This window comes from Allohahella marinimesophila, assembly GCF_039538005.1.
Lineage (GTDB): Bacteria > Pseudomonadota > Gammaproteobacteria > Pseudomonadales > Oleiphilaceae > Allohahella > Allohahella marinimesophila.
This window is the reverse complement of sequence record NZ_BAABBO010000009.1, coordinates 484,793-509,777: the sequence shown is the minus strand read 5'-3', so window position 1 is coordinate 509,777 and position 24,985 is coordinate 484,793. Positions and strand designations below refer to the sequence as shown.

The 24,985-nt window shown below is 55.8% G+C and carries 21 protein-coding genes; 10 read left to right on the top strand and 11 right to left on the bottom strand.

The features are described 5' to 3' along the window. Positions 1–153: 153 nt before the first annotated feature. The 4 genes from xdp1 to ABD735_RS10980 all read left to right on the top strand — a co-directional run bounded on the left by xdp1 (position 154) and on the right by ABD735_RS10980 (position 6,364). Positions 154–933 carry an exosortase-dependent surface protein XDP1 gene (xdp1, locus tag ABD735_RS10995; RefSeq protein WP_344806271.1) on the top strand — a complete coding sequence of 260 codons (780 nt, stop codon included), beginning with the start codon at positions 154–156 and terminating at the stop codon, positions 931–933. 119 nt (positions 934–1,052) lie between these two features. Continuing rightward, the gene (locus ABD735_RS10990) at positions 1,053–1,946 is read left to right on the top strand and encodes a methyl-accepting chemotaxis protein (RefSeq protein ID WP_344806270.1); all 894 of its coding nucleotides are present in this window, start codon (positions 1,053–1,055) and stop codon (positions 1,944–1,946) included. A 780-nt stretch (positions 1,947–2,726) separates the two neighbouring features. Then, entirely contained in the window at positions 2,727–3,836 is a 1,110-nt protein-coding gene (locus ABD735_RS10985) for a 2-dehydropantoate 2-reductase (protein WP_344806268.1), read from the top strand. Between the two features lie 35 nt (positions 3,837–3,871). Beyond that, complete coding sequence (locus tag ABD735_RS10980; protein WP_344806266.1) at positions 3,872–6,364, top strand: EAL domain-containing protein; 2,493 nt, start codon at positions 3,872–3,874, stop codon at positions 6,362–6,364. Here the strand turns inward: ABD735_RS10980 and ABD735_RS10975 are convergent. Next, positions 6,287–8,659, bottom strand: coding sequence for an efflux RND transporter permease subunit (locus ABD735_RS10975; protein ID WP_344806264.1), 2,373 nt, complete (start codon positions 8,657–8,659; stop codon positions 6,287–6,289). The genes ABD735_RS10980 and ABD735_RS10975 overlap by 78 nt on opposite strands. 51 nt (positions 8,660–8,710) lie before the next feature. Continuing rightward, positions 8,711–9,181, bottom strand: coding sequence for a CC0125/CC1285 family lipoprotein (locus tag ABD735_RS10970; protein ID WP_344806263.1), 471 nt, complete (start codon positions 9,179–9,181; stop codon positions 8,711–8,713). Between the two features lie 194 nt (positions 9,182–9,375). Between ABD735_RS10970 and ABD735_RS10965 the strand changes: the two genes are divergently transcribed. Beyond that, positions 9,376–9,765, top strand: a complete 390-nt coding sequence (locus ABD735_RS10965; RefSeq protein ID WP_344806261.1) for a hypothetical protein — start codon at positions 9,376–9,378, stop codon at positions 9,763–9,765. A gap of 29 nt (positions 9,766–9,794) precedes the next feature. Here the strand turns inward: ABD735_RS10965 and pgl are convergent, their stop codons facing one another. After that, a complete protein-coding gene (pgl, locus tag ABD735_RS10960) occupies positions 9,795–10,535 on the bottom strand; it encodes a 6-phosphogluconolactonase (RefSeq protein WP_344806259.1) in 741 nt (246 codons plus the stop codon). Positions 10,536–10,537: 2 nt separating this feature from the next. Beyond that, positions 10,538–12,058 carry a glucose-6-phosphate dehydrogenase gene (gene zwf / locus ABD735_RS10955; RefSeq protein WP_344806257.1) on the bottom strand — a complete coding sequence of 507 codons (1,521 nt, stop codon included), beginning with the start codon at positions 12,056–12,058 and terminating at the stop codon, positions 10,538–10,540. Between the two features lie 196 nt (positions 12,059–12,254). Between zwf and ABD735_RS10950 the strand changes: the two genes are divergently transcribed. Further along, positions 12,255–12,968 carry a response regulator transcription factor gene (locus ABD735_RS10950; protein WP_344806255.1) on the top strand — a complete coding sequence of 238 codons (714 nt, stop codon included), beginning with the start codon at positions 12,255–12,257 and terminating at the stop codon, positions 12,966–12,968. On the opposite strand, the gene ABD735_RS10945 is transcribed toward ABD735_RS10950, so the two are convergent. The 7 genes from ABD735_RS10945 to ABD735_RS10915 are packed head-to-tail and all read right to left on the bottom strand — an operon-like array spanning position 12,969 to position 20,662. Beyond that, entirely contained in the window at positions 12,969–14,405 is a 1,437-nt protein-coding gene (locus tag ABD735_RS10945; RefSeq protein ID WP_344806253.1) for a sensor histidine kinase, read from the bottom strand. 9 nt (positions 14,406–14,414) lie between these two features. Beyond that, entirely contained in the window at positions 14,415–15,446 is a 1,032-nt protein-coding gene (locus ABD735_RS10940; RefSeq protein ID WP_344806251.1) for an SAM-dependent methyltransferase, read from the bottom strand. Next, positions 15,443–16,231: a DUF1295 domain-containing protein gene (locus ABD735_RS10935; protein WP_344806249.1), complete on the bottom strand. Its 789-nt coding sequence runs from the start codon at positions 16,229–16,231 to the stop codon at positions 15,443–15,445. Before ABD735_RS10935 ends, ABD735_RS10940 begins: the two co-directional genes overlap by 4 nt. Further along, entirely contained in the window at positions 16,228–17,487 is a 1,260-nt protein-coding gene (locus ABD735_RS10930) for a class I SAM-dependent methyltransferase (protein WP_344806247.1), read from the bottom strand. The genes ABD735_RS10935 and ABD735_RS10930 overlap by 4 nt, the downstream gene beginning before the upstream one ends. Beyond that, on the bottom strand, positions 17,480–18,382 hold the full coding sequence (locus ABD735_RS10925) for a DUF1365 domain-containing protein (protein ID WP_344806245.1): 903 nt from the start codon (positions 18,380–18,382) through the stop codon (positions 17,480–17,482). The genes ABD735_RS10930 and ABD735_RS10925 overlap by 8 nt, the downstream gene beginning before the upstream one ends. Next, entirely contained in the window at positions 18,372–19,727 is a 1,356-nt protein-coding gene (locus ABD735_RS10920; protein WP_344806243.1) for an NAD(P)/FAD-dependent oxidoreductase, read from the bottom strand. The genes ABD735_RS10925 and ABD735_RS10920 overlap by 11 nt, the downstream gene beginning before the upstream one ends. Then, positions 19,724–20,662 carry an acyl-CoA desaturase gene (locus ABD735_RS10915; protein WP_344806241.1) on the bottom strand — a complete coding sequence of 313 codons (939 nt, stop codon included), beginning with the start codon at positions 20,660–20,662 and terminating at the stop codon, positions 19,724–19,726. The genes ABD735_RS10920 and ABD735_RS10915 overlap by 4 nt, the downstream gene beginning before the upstream one ends. Before the next feature lie 214 nt (positions 20,663–20,876). Between ABD735_RS10915 and ABD735_RS10910 the strand changes: the two genes are divergently transcribed. The 4 genes from ABD735_RS10910 (at position 20,877) to ABD735_RS10895 (ending at position 24,959) form a co-directional block, all read left to right on the top strand. Continuing rightward, positions 20,877–21,419: a nuclear transport factor 2 family protein gene (locus ABD735_RS10910; protein ID WP_344806239.1), complete on the top strand. Its 543-nt coding sequence runs from the start codon at positions 20,877–20,879 to the stop codon at positions 21,417–21,419. Positions 21,420–21,421: 2 nt separating this feature from the next. Next, positions 21,422–22,003 carry a chalcone isomerase family protein gene (locus tag ABD735_RS10905; protein WP_344806237.1) on the top strand — a complete coding sequence of 194 codons (582 nt, stop codon included), beginning with the start codon at positions 21,422–21,424 and terminating at the stop codon, positions 22,001–22,003. A 103-nt stretch (positions 22,004–22,106) separates the two neighbouring features. After that, positions 22,107–23,888 carry a putative bifunctional diguanylate cyclase/phosphodiesterase gene (locus ABD735_RS10900; protein ID WP_344806235.1) on the top strand — a complete coding sequence of 594 codons (1,782 nt, stop codon included), beginning with the start codon at positions 22,107–22,109 and terminating at the stop codon, positions 23,886–23,888. A 45-nt stretch (positions 23,889–23,933) separates the two neighbouring features. Continuing rightward, positions 23,934–24,959, top strand: coding sequence for a calcium/sodium antiporter (locus tag ABD735_RS10895; protein WP_344806233.1), 1,026 nt, complete (start codon positions 23,934–23,936; stop codon positions 24,957–24,959). Positions 24,960–24,985: the final 26 nt, after the last annotated feature.

The following is a 24,985-nucleotide window of genomic DNA, read 5'->3' as shown; positions in this document are numbered from 1 at the left end:
TTTAACATATTGATTCCAATAATAAATTCAGATATGGCCCTTTTAATGCATATCTCGAGGCATGTTCGCTGTATCCAGTGGGCCAATGAAGAGAATCGTTGTTCATTCAATGGTTCTGCTGTCTCAAATATAGGTCATGAAGGGGAAGTTTCAATGAAAGGTATACTCATCGCATCAGGTATCGCTGCCGCCATTTCTTGCGCAAGCGTTCAGGCCGCCGCCATCAGCTTCGACTTGCTGCAAGGCACTACTTACGGCAAGTACTACAGCAGCCTTTCATATGAAGTCTCTGGCCTTGACCTGACTGTAACAGCTTTTTCTGATACTGGCGGCCTGTTCGACAACAGAATCCGTACTGCGGGCATTGGCGCCTGGAATGGTCTCGGCGTCTGTAACCGGGATGAAGTCGTCGGCTCGTCCTGCTACAGCCCGGCGCATAGCATCGACAACTCGGCCGATTCCTTCTTAGGCTGGGCCGACTATGACATGCTTCTGCTCTCATTCAGCAGTGAAGTCAGCTTGAGCGGTATTTCTTTGGGCTGGATCGGCACGGATTCGGATATGTCTGTTCTGGGCTTCAATGGTGGCCAGTTCTCGGGCTTCAGCAGTGCAGACACTTATAGCGACCTCGGCGCGTCAGGCTGGTCACTCGTTGGTCAATACGCCAATGTTTCGAATACTGCTATCAACGCACAGAATTTCGTGGCCTCAACCTGGTTGATCGGTGCCTATAACCCTGCTTTCGGTAGCGCTGGCTTCAGCACCGGAAACGACCAGTTCAAGATTGATGGACTACAGGTAACAGTGGCCGACACCGGTGAAGAGCCGAATCCTGTTCCAGTGTCCGGCACACTTGCGCTGTTCAGTATCGGTATGGCTGCGCTGGGCATGAGACGTCTCTTCGGTCGCGGCAAATCCGCTCAACAAATTTAAACAATCCAGAGCTTCGCACGCAGTACGACTATTGGAATGATTGTCTACACTATGCTCAAACAGGCGTACTGGACTTTCTTTTCGCAGCGGTGCTGCGGCTGCGTGCGGAGCAATGTGACATGTTTGGATTTGGCAAGGTCAAGGTAGGTACACACGAAAAGGTTGTCGAGCTGGCACAACTCAACCTGCTCGAGAAGAAAGCGCAGCAGTTCGATAGCCTTATGGCGACACAGCCTGGCAAAGCGGCGTCCGAACTTTTGCAGCTTCTCGAGCCTGTCAGCAAGCTCCAAGCGGATAATGCTGCAGCCATCGATTCGCTTCAGGGCGATCTGAATGCGGCCGTTAGTCATGCTGGTCATCTCAGTGACAGTGCAGAACATGCCAGCACCAATGCTTCAGCGACCGTTGACACCGCGCGACAGAGTATCGCCGACATCAAGCAGCTGTCCTCCAATATTGAAGTCTCATCGCGCTATATCTCCGAGTTCACACAATTGCTGCTCTCGCTCGAGAACAGTAACAAGACCATTAATCAGCTCGTGGAATCCATCAAGGCCATCGCCGATCAGACCAACCTGCTGGCACTCAATGCCGCTATTGAGGCAGCCAGAGCCGGTGAACATGGTCGTGGCTTCGCGGTGGTGGCTGACGAAGTGCGACAGCTGGCCAACACGGCGAACGAATCGGCTGAAGAAATCCAGAGCGAAATCAAGAAAATCACCGACATTTCTGGTCAGGTGATTCAGAAGCAGCAGGAAGTCTCTGAAGTCATCAGCAGCAGCGTCACCATAGCTGGTGAAACTGTACGCACGATCAATGATCTGATGGGGTCTGCTCACAGCACAGCCGAGGCAACGAAGGCTGTCGGCAAGGACTGCCATGGTTTCAGGCAAAGTCTGGATCGCGCCTCCGATGATCTCGGCACGCTCTCGGCAAAGGCTCGCGAAACGTCAGATGGCCTTACAAGGTCGGTCGATTTAGGCCGCTCCCTTAAAGGGACGCTCCCCAACTGATAGTCCGACTCGTCACGCCAAGCTGAAGAAGCGCCCTCGGGCGCTTTTTTTTGCCTGAACACTTGCTGCGTGGTCAGACCACTACTATTGTCTTGCCAACTTTGTCACAGCAACGCTGCCAATAGTACCTACATAGTACAAAAGGCTGATCTTCTGGCAGGCTCGTTGCTTGATATATCGGCAAGAGGAAGTCAGCGCCGCAAAGCGCCAAATATTTGACTTCCGCACAGACGCAGAAATCAGGAAAAATGATCGTGAGCCGAGGGCATACAGCGATGAACCAGGAAAAGAACTGTCAGTACAACAAGTTACAGAAATTGTACGAAGCCAAGCTTGCTCAGATTGAACGTCGAGGCAGCAAAGGTTCTACTTTGCGAGAGCTGGTATTGATGGCAGAAGCGGACGCAATCAGCCAGGTAATGTCTGGCGGGTCATCTAACGTGTCAGATCTCTGAACACCATCAAATCTACAATCCAGTTCTATATATTACATTCGTGACAGGAAGGCAGGTCCGTCAGAGCATTGTGATCTAACACATCGCCTTCGACGGCCATGAGACCGGACAGAATGCGTCCGCAGGCTATTCGCCCCCCCAAGAAAAGTCTCTTGATATTCAACTATCTGCCAGCGTCGGAATATTTTATCACTGTCCACATTCTATTATTTGCCCTATCCCTTCACGTTAAACTTGATTCGCCCGCCCCATTTTGATTAAGTAGTTCCCGAGGTCGCAAAATCAAACACTTGCTCGCGCTATCTCACAAGCTCGACAGGTCACTATGGCAATTTGTATTCTCGGAGCTGGGTCAATAGGCTGCTTCACCGGCCTCAGCCTGGCGAAGGCCGCTGGACAACAGTATCCGGCCGATCACGTAGCCTCCCGCGACCATGACATTGTCTTCGTAGGACGGCAGCGGCTTCAGTCGCGATTCGTCGACGCTGGCTTCAGCATCCAGGCCAATGCGGCCTCTCAGCCGGACCGCCCGCTGTCAGCATCGGATACACTTCGATTCACTTCCAGCCACGAGGCCTTGCAGACGGCCAGCCTGGTGTTGGTCTGTGTCAAATCTGGCGATACTGTGGCCAGCGGCGAACTCATTCGCCAACACTGTCCTGAAGACGCGTTGATCGTAAGCCTCCAGAATGGCGTGGATAACGCTGCCATATTGCGAGCGCAGTGCAGCCAAACTGTGCTAGGCGGAATGGTGCCCTTCAATGTGGCCCAGATCGAGCAAGCCGATGGGAGCCTTCTGTTTCAGCAGACAACAGGAGGCAATATTGTGGTGGAAGATCCTCGAAGCCAAGCCTGCTCGCCACGGCAGATTCATGCACTGACGCAAGTGCTGAAAAGCTCGCAGGCCATCTATGACACGGAGCGCTGGCGCATCACCCTGACGAACAACATAGAGGGGGTGCAGTGGAGTAAGCTGCTGATGAACCTCAATAACGCAGTGAATGCCCTGTCGGGACGTCCATTGAAAGCGATGTTGCTACAACGCGACTATCGCCGCGCTGTCGCGATGGCCGTCGAGGAAGCGCTGGGAGTGGTCAGGCAGCGAAAGGTCCGGCTGGCAAGAATCGGCCTCGTCTACCCTCCCACGCTGCCCTGTCTACTACGATTGCCAACGCCGCTGTTTCGGCTGGTCGCCAAAAGTAGCCTGAACATTCGTGATACTGCGTCTTCTTCGATGCAGGATGACCTGAAGATGGGTAGAGCAACTGAAGTGGACTATATTAATGGAAAGATCGTCGCTTTGGCACAGGAGATGAATATGGACGCCCCCATCAATCAGACGCTGGTGTCACTCATCAGATCCGCGGAGCGTGATCCGACCAGGCCGGCCATGAGCGCCAGCACTTTACTACAATGCCTGGCCTCCGAAAACTGAGTGGCCGACTTGTTCAACTTCAAGCAGCAGACAACATGACCTCATCCGGACCCGCACGGCAGCGACTGGCCTGGAAACTGACGAAAACCATACTGATACTTTCAATCGTACTCGGCATGCTGTTGAGTGTCGTGCAGATTGCGATGGATTATCGGCAGCACAGTAGTGCACTTGACGAACTCTTCGCACGGATCGCCAGCACAGCCGTCCCTCCTGCGAGGCGCGCCCTGCAAACGCTCGACCCTCAGCTGGCCAAAGAGGTCGTCGAAGGCCTGATTCTGCACGAGTCGATTATTGCTGCCCATGTGATAGACGAGTTCGGTCAACCCCTGGCTGGTATGGAAAAACCTGCCACGGCGTCCGCTGCGACCTTGGTCACACGCCTGCTGAACGAGCCACAGCGGCTCATCGCTGCGCCTCTCTCAGCAGCCAACCTCGACAATGTAAACGTTTCTGGCGAGCTGAGACTGGTGTTCGACATGAACCAGGCCTACATGCCCTTTTTCAGTCGGGCTGGGCGCATGTTGATTTCGGGGCTGATCAAGGGCCTCGTACTCGGCTTGATTCTGGTCTATGCATTGAGGCGGCTGCTGACATCGCCCTTGCACAGAATGACGCGAACCATCCGAGCGGTCGACCCGGACAACATCGGTCACGCGCCAGTGACGGTCGACTCGCGCCATGCCAATGACGAGCTTGGTGAGCTAGCCGACACATTCAATGCCTTCGCTATTCGCACGAAGGAGCTGCTGGCATCCCACGCTATCGCCGAGCGCAACGTCAAGGACAGCTCATCCCAGCTCAAGCTCATCATGGATACGGTGCCGCACATGATTTTCGCACGTGCTGCAGACGACACGATTCTGCAGTGCAACCGAGCATTTGCTGAATTTTATGGCAGCAACATGGATGTCCTTATCGGCAAGCGCCATAGCGAGTTGCAAAGACCAATCAATGAGGCCGAGGCTGAACAACTCGCGGCCCGCTACGATCATTATCGGCAGAAACTGAAAGATGCCCGAAGCGAGAACAAGCGGCTGCCGCGGCAGTATGAAAAGATGCTGTTATCGAATGCCATCGGGGATAGCCGCTGGATAGAGTCGATGCAGCTGCCGATGGAATCGCTTGGCCACGACTGTACACTCGTGATCGCGCACGATGTCACCGATCGCATACAGGCTCAGGACAAGATCGATCAGCTGGCTTTCGAGGATCTACTGACCGGCATGCCCAACCGCCGCCTGACTCTGGACAGGTTGGGCTTCGACATTACCCGGAGCCGAAACAACGTCTCCTTTGGCGCTTTCATGATTCTTGACCTCGACAGCTTCAAAACCATCAATGACTCCTTCGGACATTCAGCGGGTGACGAACTGCTGGTGCAGGTCGCGCGGCATCTGCGACAGGTGCTGCATGAAGAGATCACGATCGGACGCATTGGCGGAGACGAATTCGGCATACTGGCACCTGATCTCGGCAAGCAGCCTTCTGACGCAGCCACTGGGGCAGAATTTATCGCACAGAGCGTCCTGCGTGAGCTCAAGCGGGCGTTTTCGCTTCAGGCCGGAGAATTTCACATCAACAGTAGCATCGGCATCGCGCTGTATCCCGATGCGGACAGCTCGGCTGAATCGGTGTTGCGCTCTGCCGATACTGCGCTTTTTCAGGCCAAGCAGCAGGGCGGCTCTGTCTTCAGGATGTTTACCGAGTCGATGAAACTGGCGGTACGTCAGCAACTCGACCTCGAGCTGGACCTGCGACGAGCCCTGAAAGACAGCGAATTCTGTCTGCACTTTCAGCCGCTGGTGCGGGTATCCGACAACACCATCATTGGCGCTGAATGTTTACTGCGCTGGCATCATCCCACCAAGGGCATGGTATATCCGGATGTCTTCATCACTGCGCTCGAGCAGAGTGGTTTCATGCTGGAAGCCGGTGATGCCGTGATCGATCTGGCTTTCGGACAGTTGCAGCATTGGCAGCGTGAAGGCGTCTGGCCACAGGATGCCAGACTGTCGGTCAATATCAGTCCGTCACAGTTTTTCGACGAAAACTTCGTCGAGAAGATCATTCAGCGGCTTCGTGTGTATGACGTTCAACCCACCAGTATCGAGCTGGAGATCACCGAGTCGACGGTCATGCAGGACATTCGTGGCACGATGCAGAAGATCGAAGCGCTGCGCAGCATGGGTGTACGCTTTGCACTCGATGACTTCGGCACCGGATACTCGTCACTGAGCTACCTGAAACTGCTACCGGTCGACGTACTCAAGATTGACCGCAGCTTCGTCAAGGACGCTATTGACGCTACCAGCAACGATGCCGCCATTCTCCAGACCATCATCAGGCTAGCACGCCACCTGAAACTCGAGGTCGTCGCAGAGGGCGTGGAAACGCAGCCCCATCTTGATCTGCTCAGAGATAACGGCTGCGACAACTACCAGGGTTACCTATACAGTCGCCCGATTGACGCCGAGGCTTTCAGGACGCTCCTGCTCAGCCACCGGGGTGCGCTGACTACGGTCTAGTTTGACCAGCAATATCGGCAGGAAGATGAAGTCCCAGATCAGCGCGATGATGATGGTCATCGCGACCATGAGGCCCATGGACGAGTTGACCGCAAAGCTCGATTGACTCAGCACGAAGAAGCCCGCCGCCAGCACCACCGTCGTAATGATCAGTGCCTTGCCAACGATATCGAAGGCGTAGCCGACCGCCTGCTCTGCATTCATAAGATGCTCGCGGATGCCCCGCAGATATTTGGTTATGAAATGCACGGTATCATCGACAACGATGCCAAGGGTGATGGCGAAGATGACAGCTACAGCCAGGTTCACCTCCCCGACAAAAATGCCCCAGATACCAAAGGCGATCGCTGCAGGAAAGGCGTTCGGTAGCAGACTGATCAAACCGTATTTGATCGACTTCAAGGCCAGCATCAGCGTCAGTGTCACCAGCACGAGCGCCATCAGTGAGCCGATGAGCATGCTGTTGATATTTCGTTGCCCGATGTGTGCAAACATGATGGAGATAGAGGCGCCCGGCGTCTGCAGCTCCGGCGCGTTTTCACTAAGCCAGGCCTGGGCCCGCTCTTCGATATTGATCAGCTCCTGGGCCTTCTGATCCTTTATCCGCACGGTCATTTTCAAGGCTGACTTGTCAACGTTGATCTGGTTATTCAGATCAAGCCCGTATGGCAGCGACATCTCGTACAGCAGCAGATATTGCGACGCCAGTTCCTTCGATTCGGGGAGTCGGTAATAGGCCTCATCATCCGCGTGCAGATTCTTGTTCAGGCGCTTGATGATGTCGGTGTAGACACTCACATGCACCACTTCCGGCTGCGCCAGGTACCAGTCGGCAAAGGCGTCGACCTTGGCCTGAAACGCTGGATCACTGACACCACTCTCGCTACCACTATCGAGTGAATAGCTGATGGTGTCGAAGCCGGTGAGGTTTGCCTGTGTGAAATCCGCAGCCTGGCGAAAAGGCACCTCTTCATGAAAGTAGGCAATAGTGTCGTCATTGAGTTCGTTCTTGAACAGAAAGGCGATGAGTATGGCTGCAACGGCGAGCGAGCCGTAGAAATACAGATTTTCGAAGCGCAGCAGATTGGGCACGAAACGCGAGAGCTTGAAGCGGCCCTCGGTGCGTGCCGCCTTGCCGACCGGCAGCATGACCATAAGGGCTGGAAACAGTGTGAGGCTAAGAATACAGGCTGCCATAACGCCAATGGCCGCGATATTGCCGAGCTCGCGGAAGGGTGGCGAATCACTGAAATTCATGCTCGCAAAGCCTACGGCCGTAGTCACACTGGTGAGAATGACCGGCTTCAGGTTGACTCGCAGACTTTCCTTCATCGCAGCCAGCTTTCGATCACCTTCAGCCAACTGGTGAAAATAGGTATTGAGAATATGCACGCAGTCACACACCGCGAGCGTCAGAATGATGATCGGGCTGGCGACGTTGACCTGGTTCAGTGAGTAGCCGATCCAGCCGGTGACACCTTGAGTGAAGACCACACTACTGATGATGACGACCAGTGTCGCCAGGGTCCCCATGACGGATTTCAGCAGAAGCACCAGAAAACCTATGATGACCAGCAGCATGATCGGAATCAGTACCATCGAGTCGTAGGAGGACATTTCCACAAAGGTGGCGTTGACGATGGTCTGGCCAATCATGTGTACCTTGAGACCATCGTAGGCAGCCTCGTATTTAACGGCAAGTTCGCGCGCGTGCGCCACGACCTCAGCGGTCGCGTCGTCGGCTTCAATCTGCAGGTCGGGCAATTGCAGGGTAACAAGCACGGCCGTTGTATGCGCCTTGTCAGACACCAGGTTATGCACCAGCTGGGGCTCGGCCAGGGCCAGGGCCTGTTTGCTTGCCAGCGCTGCTTCGCGGTTTTCGCCCGGTTCCAGCACCTCTTCCGTGATGAAGTCTTCCACGATGAGATCGTCGGCTTCACCGCGTGAGTACTGATAATTCGTCAGTGAGTCTACCCGCAGCGAATAGGGCATCTGCCAGGCTTCGTCGGTGAAGTCCCTGATCATCGACAGAGTGCCTGCAGTAAAGACTTCAGCGTCGGGCAGTTCGAAGACGAACATGACACTATCGTCTTTCGTATAGGTGCGCTCTAGCATTTCCTGCGCAATCAGCTGAGGATTATCGGGGCTGAAAAAGATCTTGTAGCTGCTTTCGAACTGCAGCTTTGGCAGGCCTAGAGCGGCGAGCAAAATGACCAGAAAGCTGGCAATTGCCAGCGCCCAGCGCTTTTCAGTCAGCACGCGAGCTGTACTGTTGAAGGAATGATCGTGATTCACTTGAGCCTGCTATTTCTTGTTATCGATGAGAGGGGTGATGGTGGTGCCGGCTTATTCGTCGGCACCGAGCAGTCTGACGGCTAGCCGACAGCTTCTGAGCATGATGACCATGGTGTGCTGCGGCATCATGGTACCAGCAGTCGGTTGCAGCTGTGACAGACTGGATTCCATCGCAGGCATGTCGCGCTGAACCTCCAATTCGCCGCATTCCCGAGCGAGCACATCGAGGTTGCTTGCGCCCTTGGCCACGGCGAGCTCCCCCGCCCGTTCCAGGGCATAAGCTTCTACCTGTTCGAATGAAAGCCTACGGTCGGACTGGAAGCCGACTTCAAACAGGTCCTTGCCGGTGCGAGCGGAGAAGTATCCCGTGGGATCCTGTCCTTCGAGGGGCTGGTAGACCGGCAACTCATTCACTTCGTCGAGCGCAGAGCAGGCGCTCATCATGGCCACTGCGGCACCCAGTACGAGGGCTTTGAGAACCAGGAACCATTTTTGAGTCTGGAGAAGCGATATTCTATTCAAACCATACCTCTGGCGAAGCCGGGTGCAGACCTGAAACCGCTTGGCTGCGTTCAGGGTTGGCGGATTCTACAATGTCTGAATTGATTTTAATATGCTGCGCTCGGCACCTTGCAAACCCAGCTGATATACTTTTGAAACGCTGGGCCCGGCGCCCACCCCTCTCCTGAGACCACTACCGCTGACAGGACTTATCCATGCAAACGACCGATAAATTTCCAGGCAGACTGACGCTGATTGCCGTCATTTTCGCCATCATCAACTGCATCTTCCAGGGCTTCTCCGGGGCCAGCGTTCTGCTGCTGCTGGTGTTCACTCTCAGTGTCTACTGCTGTGCCAAACTGATGGTGTCAATGCAGAAACTGGCCGATGTCGCACCGCTTGAAACCGCGAGCCTGCGTTTTTTCCTGACGGTACTGGGACTGATTTTCGTTGCCATAGCCACCTTCAGCTACAGCTATCTCTTCGGCGTTTATTTTGCGCTGATCGCGGCCTTGTACGTCATTTCACCACAGGATCGCGACTGGCTGTCTGGCCGCGCTCGCATCGTGATGCACGATAACCGGGTGGAATACCGTTCGGTCTGACCCGATGCCGTGAGGAGGACCTCCCCTGCTCACGGGTTCCAGAATATACTCAAGGGCCTGTTGAGCACATAGCGCACCGGCATCAATTCTGGCTGTGCCATGTCTTCCAGGGCCTTGCGCAGGGTATCAAGCTTGGCATCGCCTGCAATATGCAGAATCAGGGCGGTCGCAGCGCGAATTCGTGGTAATGTCAGGGTGATCCGGGCATGTGGTGCGCCAGTGGGTTCGGCCATGCAGCAGTAGCGTGTAGTCGTGTCACTGCAAGCCGAAGCCAGTTGCGGCGAGCCAGGAAACAGCGAGGCTGTATGGCCGTCATTCCCCATTCCCAGCACACAGCAATCCAGTGGCCAGTGTAGTGTTGCGTAGCGACTGTTTGTCGCCTCGGCTGCGGCCTCTGCATCTGGCGCGTCCACCGCGACTTCGATCAGCTTGGCCTGCCTGGCAAGATTCTTCAGCAAACTTCGCTTCACCAGACGGGTATTCGATGCGTCGTCAGACGTCGCTACAAAGCGCTCGTCGACGAGAAGGACCTGAACCTTGTCCCACTGCAGCGGCGTCTGACTGAGGGCTTCGAAGAATGGAATCGGTGTAGACCCGCCTGAGACCGCCAGCGTGGCCGAACCATTGGCCTGTATGGCCGCATTCAGTACCTTCGCCACTTTTGCCGCGAGGGCAGCAGCCAGCCCCTGAGCGTCGGGGAACTCCCTGAAATTCGTGGTTTCAGGTACTTCGATTTTACCGTTGGCGAGTGTTTCGATGCGTTGGGTCATGGCTATGCGTCCTCGTACCAGGTCAGTCCATCCATTGCGATCATGGCAATCGAGGCCACCGGCCCCCAGCTGCCTGCGCTGTAGCGCTTGGGTTTCACATTGGCGTGTGCGAGGGTTTCCACCAGGCTGTCGACCCAGCGCCAGGCGTTGGCCACCTCATCTCGACGAACGAAGAGGTACTGCTCCCCCTTGATGATTTCCCACAGCAATCGTTCATAAGCGCTTTGCGTACGCTGTGACTGAAATACTTCAGAGAAGGTCAGCTCCAGCACGCCTTCATGCAGGCGCATGCCCTTGTCGAGGCCCTGATCCTTTGTGAGCATTCGTAAGGAAATGCCTTCATCCGGCTGCAGCCGGATGATGAGTTTGTTGCCGAGCATGTGCTTCTGATCAGGATCGAAAATGTAATGCGGGGCTGGCTTGAAGTGGATGACGATCTCCGAAGACTTCAAAGGCATTCGCTTGCCAGTGCGCATGTAGAATGGCACACCTGCCCAGCGCCAGTTATCGATCTCGACTTTCAGTGCAATGAAGGTTTCAGTATTGCTGTGGGTGTTGGCGTCGTCCTCTTCGAGATAACCCGGAACGTGTGCGCCGTCGACCGTGCCTGCAGTATACTGGCCGGTCACGATATGGGTGCCAATCTGATTTGGCGTAATCGGTCTCAGCGCCTTCAGTACTTTGAGCTTTTCATCGCGAATGCAATCAGCACTGAGTTCCGCTGGCGGGTCCATGGCAATGAGACAGAGCACCTGAAGCAGGTGGTTCTGAACCATGTCCTTGAGCTGGCCAGCCTTGTCGAAGTAACCCCAGCGGCCTTCGATACCGACCTTTTCAGCCACCGTGATTTCAACGTGGCTGATCTGCTCATGGTTCCATTGACTGGCGAAGAGATTGTTGGCGAAGCGCAGGGCGATAAGATTCTGCACGGTCTCCTTGCCGAGGTAATGGTCGATGCGAAAGATCTGGCGTTCGTCAAAAAATGTCGCCAGCTGTTCATTAATTTCGCAGGAGCTCTCGAGATCGTGACCTATCGGTTTTTCCACCACAATTCTGCTGCGTTCAGAGATACAGCCAGCCCTGTCGAGCTGGCAGCAGATGTCTCCATACACTGATGGCGGAGTCGCCAGGTAATAGACCTGTGGCACTGGTTTATCACCGACCTCACCATTCGTCGAAGCTGGCCTGGCCTGAAGCCAATCGACGATAGCCTCGTAACCGGCTGGCGTCTGGAAATCCAGCGAACTGTATTGCACCTTGCTGAAGAAGACCTCCAGTGCGTCGTGATCGTTGCGCTGCTCATCGGTGAGCGATGTGGCCATGCCTTGCCAGCGCTTCAGCGTATGCGCCTTGTAAGCCTCGGTGGTCATGGTCTTGCGTGCCATCACCAGTATCCGTGCGCTGCTGTGAAGGAGGCCGAACTGATCGAGCTGAAACAGCGCGGGAATCAGCTTGCGCTGCGCCAGATCCCCTAGTCCGCCGAAAAGCACGATATCGCAGGGCAGGGCGGGAGAATTCTGCATGTCTGGATCCTTGATAGGTCAGTGTCGGGGCATCCACATGTCGCCGTGGAGGAAATTGCGTCACCAGCTCGATCTGGTATATCTTCTGTCAAGTATGCCGCATAGCTGAAGACCTTGCCTACGCCTGGGTCTTTTTGCAGTTACGCCCCCGAAGCGCGCCCCCCTGGCGCAGCCCAAGTACAGGTGACCGCTCGCCATGCCGTCTATTGGACCAGGATCACGAAGCGCGCCAAGCGTACTGCTGGTGGAAGATCACCTTGCGCTCGCCCAGACAGTCTGTCTGTTTCTGGAAAATGCGGGATTCATTGTCGACTACGCGTCTGAAGGCGCTACCGGTCTTCATCTGGCCAACACTAACCGCTATGACGTGATCATCCTGGACGTCATGCTGCCTGGCCTGAGTGGCCTCGATGTGTGTGAGCGTCTCCGCAGGGATGTTGGTGTGACGGTGCCGATACTGATGCTCACAGCCAGGGATGCGCTGGAAGACAAGCTGAAAGGTTTCGAAGCTGGGGCAGACGATTATCTGGTCAAGCCTTTTGACCTGCCTGAGCTACAGGCCCGACTCCTGGCCATGACCAGACGCCAGTCAGGAGCGCTGGAACAGAAGCCGCTTGAAGTTGGTGACCTGCGTATCGATGTGCGAGCTCAAAGCGTGACCCGTGCCGGCACCGGACTGAAGCTGACGCCTACTGGCTATCGCATCCTGCTGGCTCTGGCGCGCCAGAGCCCGGGCTATATTGCCAAGGAAAATCTCGAGCAGGAAATATGGGGAGATGCCCTCCCCGATAGCGATACGCTGCGCAGCCATCTCTATCAGCTTCGCCAGGTCGTGGACAAACCCTTCGCAACAGCGATGATCGAAAGTCGTCAGGGCTTCGGGATACGCCTGCTCGGGCAGACCGGGTAATCAGCTGAAGTGAATCGTCATCGTGGTGCCCTCGCCTTCGGCACTCTGGGCCTCAACCCGATAGCCGAAGCGCGCACAAAGTCCTGAGACAATCGACAAACCAAGCCCGTAGCCTGTCGCCAGCCCTTCCGATGAGCGCTGATCGTTGGCGCGATAATATGGCTCGAAAGCCCGCTTCATCTGGGCCTCGCTCATTCCGACGCCATTGTCTTCGATGATGACCCGATCATGCAGAATGGTCACCTTTACTTCACAACTACCTGAAGGCGTGGCAGTAGAATACGTCAGCGCGTTTTTCAGTAGATTGCCAAAAATGATGCGCAGCGCTGTTTCTTCGGCCATCAGAGTCAATGGCGCCTGCCCTTCCACACAGACTTCGATGTGCTCAGCCTTGAGCGCCTTCTGTGTCTGCTGCAGCACTGAGCGGACGAGGGCACTGACATCAACCAGGGATTGCTCACCCTTGATACCGTCTCCGCGAATCGCATCCGACTCGCGCGCGAGCCGCAGCAGGGTTTCGATGATCTCCTCCATTTGCAGGGTGGTATCACGAATCCGCTGAATCAGCTCAGGTTGACGTTCAGGGCTAGCCCCCGGTTGTTGCAATACATCGACACAGGCCTTGATCACGCTCAGCGGCGTGCGCAATTCATGCGAAGCGTCCCGGGTGAAGTTCCGCTCTCGGGCAATGAAACCGGCGATGCGTTCGGAATAGTGGGTCAGGGCCTCGACGAGACTATCGATATCGGCATTTTCTCCACGACAGGCCTGGATGACATCGCCTAGCGATCCAGCATCGTCGCGGGTGGAATCCTCTACTAGCCGTGCCAGATTGCTGACTGGTGAAATGACCCGCTGTGATTGCCTGAACGTGAACCATGAAGCGGTATAAATCAGGATGAGCACAAGGGTGAGCGGCGCAACGCCGAAAAAGAAGGCGAGCTTCGAAATCTGGTCCTCCCTGAACACCAGATAGAGCCTCTGATTGCCGTCATCGGTGACGAGTACCAGCGGTTCACGCCCGTGCAGCTCGACACGTCCATAGCCAGGCTGGAGCTTCAGTAACTCGGCTGGCACCTTGGCCTCCAGAGACTGGCCTGATGGCAAGGCCGCCAGTTCGCCGAAGGATGGTTCTGGCGTCAGCGTGTGTAGATAGACGCGCATATTCTTGGTATGGGGCAGCTGGAACTCCGGGTTCGCCTGCCGCATCTCGCGAAAGTGAGCGGCTTCGCCTTCGAGCGCCTGCCTGACGAGCACCTGCTCGGCGACGATGTAGGCGGTATAGACACCCAGCATCGTGGCCGCACTCACCAGTGCAGCCTGCAGGGCAAACACTCTGATGAGACGACGCTGTATCCCCTCCTGGGCCGACTTTGCAGTCAGACGGGCCGGCCGTCTCACAGCAGAAACGACCCTGGCCACACGGAGGGACTGCACAGGCCTGACTCAGCTTCGCTTACAGAACAGGTAATGACCAACCAGCCATTCATTGCCATCGTTATATCCAAATAGTTCGGCACAGGCCATGAAGAACATTCGCCAGCGCTGTATCCATACTGTAGCCTCTTTCTCGCCCAGTGTGGCGCGAAATGCCGACTCTATCTGCGTCCGGTTGCGATCGAGATTCTCCAGCCAGCGCTCAGCGGTCAGGGCGTAATTCGTGCCATTGACCAGCCACTGCTGTTCGATCAGCAGATGGTCGTTGAAGTGACTGAAAGTATCCACGGCGGGCATCAGTCCACCGGTAAAGAAATGGCGACCCATCCAGTTGCTGCTGCCTTCGGCTTCGAAGGGATACATCAGTTCCTGATGACAGAAGATATGTGCGAAAAACAGACCATCATGGGTCAACCACTTGCTGATATTCTCGAACAGATTCTGATAATTCCTCACGTGCTCAAGCATTTCGACCGACACCACGCGATCGAACATGCCCTCATCGAGATCAAGTTGATTGACGTCGCAGGTGATGATGTCAAGGTTACGCAGACCCCGGAGACGAGCCTGCTCCATGATGTGGTCACGCTGCGAAGCGGAATTCGACACGCCCGTAATGTTCGACTCGGGGAAACGCGCGGCCATGAACAGACTCAACGAGCCCCAGCCACAACCGAGATCGAGAATCCGCTGACCGTTTTCGAGCGCCGCCCTGTCACAATACAGCGCCAGCATTGCCTGTTCTGCGTCGTCGAGCGAATCCTGCGGCGAGTTGAACAGGCAGGCACTGTATTTCAGGTGTTTGCCTAGCACATGCTCATAAAAGCTGGCTGGCACCTCGTAGTGCTGAGCGTTGGCCGCTTCGGTTTCAATGGCGATGGGACTTTCACGCAGGCTCTGCAATCGCTGTTGAAAATGATTATTGCTGTTTTTCAACAGGCGTTTTTCAGTCTTGAGCCGATCGACGCACAGACGTCGAATGCCGAAGCGGATCATCAAGTCGGGCAACCAGCCATCTTCTGCAAGTTTGATCACGTTCATGTTTTGGGTCTCCATGGAAAGAACATCGAGGTAGTGCGTTGGTACTGCCGATAGTCGTCACCACGGCTGCGAATAGCCTGCCTCTCGGTGAAGGGAATACCGGTGACGTAATACAGAAAAACGAAGACGATGAGGGGCGCGAGCCAGAGCAGGTCGCCATAAGCTGCCTGCAGACCCAGTAGCGGGTAGCCGAACCACTGCAGCCACTCAAAGAAATAGTTCGGATGCCGTGAGTAACGCCAGAGGCCCTTTCGACAGGTCTTGCCGCTGTTGCCGGACTCGCGTTTGAAGGCAGCCAGCTGCCGGTCGGCCAACGATTCACCGACCCAGGCGATCACAATGATCAGCAGGCCGACGATGAGCGCCCAGAAGGGTGGTAACGCGCCATTAGCCACCACTACTGCAGGCAGTGTGAAGATGCTCACCCAGCTGGCTTGCATGATGTAAAACAGCAGAAAGAGCCACGGCGCCTTGGCTCCGGCCCAATCGCGCATATGCGCATATCGGCCATCCTCATGCTCGTCACCGGCTACCCGAGTCAGCAGATGCCAACCCAGGCGGCCAAACCAGACCAGATAGATGGCCCCAATCAGCATTCTCAGCGCAGGATCGCCGCCACCGAGCACAGCGGCCAGCCCGCCGCAGACGGCAACGCCCAGGGCCCAGATAACATCGACCCAGCTGGCGTTCTTCTTTTTCAGTTGCACCAGCCAGCCAATGAGAAAGATGGGCAGCATCAGCAGGGGGATCACCCAAAGCGCGGTGTAATCTTCGACAATGCTCATGACGCGGGCTTCTCCCAGGTCAGGTGCGCTACTGAAATACTGCGCTCCCTGAATCCGCCCTCACAGTAGGCCAGGTAGAAGAACCACATGCGTATGAAGCGCTCGTCGAAACCCTGGCTTCGCACATCGTCCAGTGCGTTACGGAAGCGATAGGTCCAGGCCTGTATCGTAGCGGCGTAGCTGAGCCCAAAATCGTCGAAACGTTGCAGGCGCAAACCGGCGGCGGCAGCACTGTTGATCAGCACACTCGGACAGGGAATGAAGCTGCCAGGGAATATGTACCGCTTGATGAAGTCGACCGAGTGGACGGCCGCTTCGTAACGCCAGTCTTCTATCGTGATGGCCTGCAACACCGCCGTACCGCCGGGCTTGAGCAACTTTTCGATGCAGGCAAAGTAGCCATCGATAAACTGATGACCCACGGCCTCTACCATTTCTACCGACACCAGCTTGTTATAGCTGCCAGTGAGATCACGGTAGTCTTCACACAAGACGACCACGCGATCTTCGAGTCCCGCTTCGGCCACCAGGGCTTTTGCTGCCAGAAACTGCTCATTGGATATGGTGGTCGTGGTCACGCGGCATCCAAAATGTTTCGCGGCGTAGACCGCCATGCTGCCCCAGCCGGTGCCAATTTCGACCAGATGGTCGTTGGGCTTGAGGTCGAGCGCGCGGCAGATCTTATCAAGCTTGGCAGTGCTGGCTTCCGACAGCTTCGCGCTCGCTTCGGCATGACTCAGAGCCGGCTGTGCGAAAAAGGCCGAGGAATACATCAGGCGTTCGTCGAGAAATAACCTGAAAAAGTCGTTCCCAAGGTCGTAGTGCGCGCTGATGTTCTTGCGCGAACCCGAGAGCGTGTTCTTGCGCATGGCATGCCAGATCTCTGCAGACTTGCGACTGAACTTCGAGAACAGAGAATCCATACTGTCCATGGCAGTTCGGTTACGCAGCATCAGCTGCATGAGGGCGACAAGATCGTCTGTGGTCCAAAACCCGCTCATGAAGGCTTCGGCCGCGCCGTTGACCCCGCCGAGCATGATCATGCCGTAGCAGCGGTCGTCAAGAATGGTGAGCGTGACGGCCTCAGTCGATTGGTCCGTAGAGGCACCCACCACGGTCAGCTGTTCCTCACCGTCAGCCAGCCGCTCAACAACGCGAAGTTCACCGAAGCTGACCCGTTCGAGCAGCTTGAAGAAGAAATAACGGGCCAGGCTCGATGGCACAGCGGCCTGTGTGGTAACGATGGAATCAATCATGTGGTACTCCCTGATGCACGGCCTGTATACCTTCATTCTCAACGGCAGACTTGCGGGTGTGCGGATTGGAGAAGAAGGGAATTCGCTTGAGATACAGACGCAAGGCCTGCCAGTAAATCGCAAACACAAGGCCTGCGGTTTGAAGTGGATACACCAGCGGTTGTCGGATGGCGCGAGCTGCAGTGAGCGGTTCGAGTGCGAGCTGCATGGAGGCATCGAAAACCCGCTCGCTGCGCTCGACGTCTCCTTGCTGGTTGGTGTCGTCTTCCCACAGATTCATGTGTACGGCGAAAAGACTCTCGCTCACTGCGAAGCGCCACTCGTATCGCTGGTTCATCGGCATGAATGGCGAGACATGGAAAGCCTTGCTGAAGCTGAACCTCAGCCGCATCGGATGCTGGCCATCGACCCTGTGCAGATAGGCGTGTCGTTCGTTCCACGGCGTATTGGTAATTTCGGACACGATGGCGATGATCTGGCCATCGGCGTCATAACACATGAAGAACACGACTGGATTGAAGCAATACCCCCACTGCCGGAGTTGTCCGCAGAGGACCACCCGGGCAATGTCGAGATCAACACCGTCGGGATGTGCGGCTATCCACGCGAGCAGGCGCTGCTTGAGCGGCGTGGACCTGTCGGCAGGCTGACTGACCTCGTTCTCTGGCCAGAAATAATCAGTCTGTCGGAACTGCATCAGCGCAAGCCGCTGCCAAAGGGTTTGCCCGTCCGCCGACCAGAACGGTAGATGATTGAGCCGCTCGGTGTGGTCGAGATCGAGCCAGCAGAGGCACAGACGGTAGCTGAAGCTATGCGTCCGTGGTTTGAAGCGCCGGTGCATCATGCGCCCGCTGGCCATCATGCCGGCATGGCCTGGCGAGGTATCAGGCTGCATGGATACCAAACTCGACTTTCCGCGACTCCGGTCGGCTGGACTGCTGATGGGCGAGGCCATCGATAACATCGAGTGCGCTACGTACACCGTCTTCGTGGAAGCCCCAGCCCCAGTAGGCGCCTGCGTACCAGATGCCGTCGCTACCATTGATGTCGCCTCGGCGACGCTGGGCCGCTATAGTGCCCGCGTCATATATGGGGTGGCTGTAATGGCGTTCGGCAAGGATCTTCGAAGGATCGATTCGATCGGCCATATTGAGGCTGACGATGAACTGTGTATCGCTACGAATGTTCTGCAACAGGTTCATCCAGTAGCTGACCCGACAGTCATGCTCACTACTCTTGTCGATGCGGACATTCCAGCTCGACCAGGCACTTCGTCTGGCCGGCAGCACTGAAACGTCGGTATGCACCATAGCCTGATTCGGCTGATATCGAATGGCTCCGAGGACTTCGCGCTCTGCCTGGCTTGGCGCTTCAAGACAATCAAGCGCCTGATCACTGTGGCAGGCAAAGATGACCTGATCGAAAATCTCGACACTACCGTCTGCACGGCGAACCCGAAGTGTTTCATCATCCTGGCGCGAAACACTGGCGACCTTGCTGTTGCAGTGAAATGTCGCCCTGCACTGCGCACGTAGCGCCTTGACGTAAGCGGAAGACCCACCTTTCACCACGCGCCACTCGGGACGGGTGGTCAGGTTGAGCATCTGATGGTTGTTCATGAACGCGACGAAGTATCGGGCAGGGAAAGCCAGAATCGACTGTGAGCTCGCTGACCACAGGGCGCTGGCCATTGGCAGGATATGGTTCTCGATAAAGTCCTGGCTATAACGTTCCCGCTCCAGGTAGTCACCCAGCGACAGCTCGGCCTTCTCAGGTATTACCGCGTCGTCAAGGAGTCTTGGGGCTTCGCGATAGAAGCGCACGATATCCCTCAGCATTCGGTAAAAGCGCGGACTGAGCAGATTCCGCTTCTGTGCAAATAATCTCGCCAGGCCAGCCGCACCGTATTCAAGGCCGCTGCCCTCATTGACGACACTGAAGCTCATATCACTGGGCTCGCTTTCGACACCCAAGGCGTTCAGCAGCCGCGTAAAACCGGTGTAGTTATACTCGTTGAACACGATGAAGCCTGAGTCGACGGTGACTGCACGGCCATCGTCAAGAAGCTCATGGGTGTCCGTATGACCGCCCAGATAGGCATTGGCTTCGTAAACCGTGACTTCATTCTGTTCTGCCAGATAGAAGGCGCAGGTGAGGCCGGACACGCCTGCACCAACAATGGCAATTTTCTGACCAGATACTGATTGGCGGGCCATTGGGCCTGTGTAGATCGATCTCATCTGTTCTTCACTCCGGCGACCTGTTTATGAGCAAACTTCTTGCGGTCCGGAACGGGCTTGAGATTCCACACCAGCCCCGTCCAGGACAGCATCTTGAGAATCAGGTAACTGATATCCAGCTCCCACCAGAAAAAACCCTGCCGTGCGCTGCCTGCATAATGGTGATGGTTGTTGTGCCAGCCTTCGCCAAGCGTAATCAGCGCCAGCAGGAGATTGTTACGGGAGTCATCCCGCGTGTCATAACGGCGACGACCCCACCAGTGCGCCAGCGAATTGATGCTCAGTGTGGCGTGTATGAGCGCAACCGTGGAGATGAAATAGCCCCAGATGAGCAGTTGCCAGCCGCTGGTGCCGAGTTCCGGCACCAGCCAGGCCAAACCTTCTCCGAGCAACCATAAGCTGGTGCCGAATATGGCGGCCACGGCCATGTCGTAACGATCCAGCCATCTCAGTTCGGGGTAGCGGGCGAAATCCTTGATGAGCTCTTCGCGCGTGGCGAAATGAGCGCCACTGAGAAACCAGCCGCAGTGGCTGTACCAGAAACCCTTGAGCGGTGAGTGCGCGTCGGCATCGGTATCAGCAGTGCGATGGTGGGCACGATGATGCGCCGCCCACCAGAGCGGACCACGCTGGGTAGCTGCAGTGCCGAGGAAGGCAAAGATGAACTGAACCGGTCGGGACGTGCTGAAAGACTTGTGCGAGAAATAACGATGGAAGAAGGCAGTGATAGCGAACATCCGAATCAGATAGCTGCCAATGGCCACGCCGACGGCCACTGGAGACCAGCCAACCAGAATCACGCCGAAGCAGGCCAGGTGCAGAAATATAAAGGGCAGTATGCGATGCCAGTCGACGGAATGGTCGCTCTGATCGACCGACAGCAACTTGTGCTCATTGTCGAAATAATTGCAGAACGAAGTCAGTGCTCTATTCATGGCAAACGGCTTTCTCAAAGGTGTGTGAAGCTGATGCTGTCATCGGTTTCATCGTCGAATGAGTCTATCCGAGACGGCGTGAACGCGATGTGAAGACAAACTCCAGCCATCTTCACGCTGCATTCACAGGCACTGCGTTAGCCTGAGTCAACATCTTCCAGGACCGACCGTCATGCTGTATCGCCACTCACTCCATAGACTCGGAGTCATTCTCATGCTCACCACGATTATGTCCGCATGCACCACGAAAGTGCAGGAGAAACCTTACGCGCACTATATTGAAGCAAGCAGTGGAAGCCAGTCAGCCTTTACGCCCGTTGACGAGCTGCCGCGGCTCGAACCCTTCGTCACCATGATGCGTGAATTTTCTGCCGGCGAGATGGCTGACAACATCACGGCTGCCTATGCAGAGACCTTCTACTTCAACGACACCTTCCATACGCTGAAAGAACGTCAGGCCCTGATCAACTATTTCACTGAGCTGGCTGGCAAGGGCAAGACGGAGGTGACCTTCCTCGATGCGACGAATGCCGGCAACGATTTTTACGTTCGCTGGAAAATGCGCATGCAATTCAAGGCGCTCTGGCGAGACATCGATGTGACTTCGGTTGGCCTGACTCATCTTCGGCTGAACGAAGAAGGTCGGATCGTATTGCATCAGGATTTCTGGGACGGCGCTGAAGGTTTTTATGCCCATCTGCCCGTGATCGGTGGTCAGATCAAACGAATTCGCTCGCAGCTCGGCGAGGTAGACTAGCCATGAGTCGCGCTCGCAAGGTTACCCGTCCAGGCGCTGTATACCGTGGGCTGCTCGTGGGCGTAACGGCCATGATCGTCGCCATGCCAGGCCTCACAGCTGAGCGCTTCGATCGAACGCTCAGTCTGGGCGAAACAAGGCTGGAACAGTGTGGGACAGGGGAATTGGTCGCCTATCGTTTCTTTACCGTCGGCCATGCCGCGCTGTACAGGCAGGCTTGCGATCAGCCCTGGGCCCTGCCCGCAAAAGAAGCGGCTACGATATTATTTCGTTACGCCCGCGAAATACCGGCCCATGCCTTCCCTGAAGCGGCCGAGGAAATGCTCGCACGCAATATCCATGACTCGCAGCTCAAAGCGCAGATGCCCTCGCGCCTCGAAGCATTTCACGCTGCCTATGAGGCTGTGGATGAGGGTGATCTGTATCAGATCAGCTACCAGCAGGACCTTGGTCTATCGCTGATGCTGAACCAGAAACAGCTTGCAGTACTCGAAGATGGGCCTCTGGCTCGACTGTACTTTTCGATCTGGCTCGGCGACGACCCTTTTGACGAGGACCTGAAGGATGACCTGCTCGGTCAATAATGACGGCATTGCATTTTACAGCCCAGTTTCGGCGAACCCTGACTATACTATCGACTGGTTTAATATCCTTCAGTCGTCAGCTTCGGCGCCAACCAGGATCTGCATGTCGCATAATCTCCAGCTTCGCCTGGGCATATCGCTCGTAGCGCTGATACTGCTACCTTTTGTTTTGGCGGGCTATCTTCTGATGACCTACGCGCCGCCGGCGCTGCTGGAGACACTCGGCGAGCCCTGGGTCTGGGTCAGCATCGTGCTGGTGCTGGTCTCCACCAGTGCCGGACTGCTCTTCGCACTGATGTATCAACAGGTCTTTCGTCCTGTGGTGGCCGTCCAGGCCTGGATCAATGCGATAGCCAGTGATGATGGCATTCGAGTCGGGGTAAAACACAGACGTACCATCACACAGCTGCTCAAGCGGGACGACGAAGTTGGCAGTCTCGCCAATGCCACCCTGAACATGGAGCGGCAGCTCGTCGAGACCAAACGTAAATTGGCCAATATCGCCTATTACGATAGCCTCACCGGCCTGGCCAATCGTCATACCTTCACGCTGTTTCTGCAAAAATGCCTTGAAAGCGCGCGTCGCCATCACCACTCGGCCGCCTTGTTATATATCGACATCGACGGTTTCAAGGACGTAAACGACACGCTAGGGCACGGGGCGGGCGACCAGATTCTGAAACAGATCGCCGAACGGCTGAACACCGTACTTCGCGCCGAAGATTATATTGCCGACATGTCGGTGCATCACGACCCTATGCTGGTAGATGAGCGGCCTGAAGGGAGCAGCCATCACGGTGGGCCTCGAATTTCACGTATCGGTGGTGATGAATTTGCCGTGGTGATAAAACAGCTGGATGAAGTCCATCACGCGGTACTCATCTGCGAGCGCCTGCTGGCCGCTATGAAAGAGCGATTCACGGTTGAAGGCCAGCAGTTCACGCTTGGCGCTTCGATCGGCGTTTCACTCTATCCCGAAGACGGCGATACCAATGAGGACCTGCTGAAATGCGCTGATATTGCGATGTATCACAGCAAGAACAGCGGCCGAAACACATTCAATTTCTACAATGAAACCATGGAAGTGGTGGCACTGGAGATGCATCAGCTGATTGCTGATCTGCAGAACGCCGTCGAGAACGAAGAGTTCTATCTTCAGTACCAGCCACAGTTTTCCACGCTGACGGGTGAGCTGGTCAGTCTAGAAGCGCTGGTGCGATGGCAGCATCCGACGAAAGGCTTCATACCACCCAACGACTTCATCCCGCTGGCCGAAAGCTCAGGCATCATCGTCAAACTTGGCCGCTGGATACTGATGGAAGCGTGCCGGATGCTGGCGCGGCTGCACAAGGAGATGGGCGCCGAGATTCGTATTGCTGTGAACGTCTCCCCGGTCCAGTTTGCCGCGGATCACGGTTTTCTTGAAGCTGTGCGCGATGCCTTGCAGGAAACCGGTCTTGATGGGGCCTGTCTCGATCTGGAAATTACCGAGTCGGCGATCATGCAAAGCGGTCAGGTGGCCCTCGAGACGCTGCAATCCATGAAAGCCCTCAATGTCAACGTCTCCATGGACGACTTTGGTACCGGTTACTCATCACTCGCAGCCTTGCGGGATATGCCCATCGATCAGCTCAAGATCGACAAGGCCTTCATTGACCATATTCTGGGCGGCGGCCGCGAGCACAGTATCATCAAGGCCATGTTGGCATTGGCCAAAGAACTCGATATCGAAGTCGTTGCCGAGGGGGTCGAGACCAACGCTCAGCTGAAATTCCTCAAGCTCTTACGCTGCGATCTGGTTCAGGGTTACTTGATGAGCAAGCCGCTTTCAGAAGACAATCTTTTCGAATTCATCCGCCAGCACGCCGAAAGTCCGGTATTCTGACCGCTTTTGTCTGCCGCAATCTATTGAATCGAAAGGAACCTTTGCATGTTGTTAGCCATTATCGCGCTCATTGCCGGTCTCGCTGTACTTGTCTGGAGTGCCGACCGCTTCATTGATGGCGCTGTCGCCACAGCGGCATATGCCGGAATGCCACCTCTCCTGATCGGTATGGTCGTGATTGGCTTCGGCACCTCCGCCCCCGAAATGCTCGTTTCTGCCATAGCCGCCTATCAGGGCAACCCTGCTCTGGCACTCGGGAACGCGCTTGGCTCGAACATTGCTAATATCGGCCTGATACTCGGCATAACGGCACTTTTGAGTCCTATTTTGGTGCAGCGCTCAGTGCTGCGGAACGAAATGCCGCTTTTGCTGGGAATAACGGTCGTTTTTACGGCCCTTATCGTGGACGGCGACGTATCCAGTATGGATGCCTGGATAATGATTGCTGTGTTTGCAGCGACCATGACTTACTCAGTCGTTTCTGCGATGAAAAAAAGTCGGGAAGACAGCATTACACACAGCTCGGCTGTTGCGCAGGATGATATGGTCGTCGTCGATGGCAAGGCGATCAAGCTCTCCAGAAGAGCCGCGCTCTGGTGGCTGGTTCTTGGTCTCGTGTTGCTGACAGCCAGCTCGAGGGTACTAGTCTACGGCGCCGTTACCCTGGCAACGGCCTTCGGTGTGAGTGACGTCATCGTCGGTCTGACCGTCGTCGCAATTGGCACGTCATTGCCGGAGCTGGCAGCGGCCATAGCTGCGGTCAGGAAAAATGAACACGATCTGGCCCTTGGTAATGTTGTCGGCTCGAACATGTTCAACACCCTCTTGGTGGTCGGCATTGCCGGAGCCATAAAGCCCATGCAGGTGGCGGGTGAAGTGATCGTGCGTGACCTGCCAGTGATGATCGGCTTTACAGTCGTGCTTTTCCTGATGAGCATTTCGATGAAGCCGGCCAGTCATGGCACCGCCGGTCGAATTGGAAGGACAAAAGGTGGAGCCCTTGTGGGCTTCTGGGTTTTGTATACATGCTATCTCGTGTACGTCGCTTTTCTGCAGCCTTTGAGCCGCTGATAGGGATGTCGCACCCGCCCCAGGGA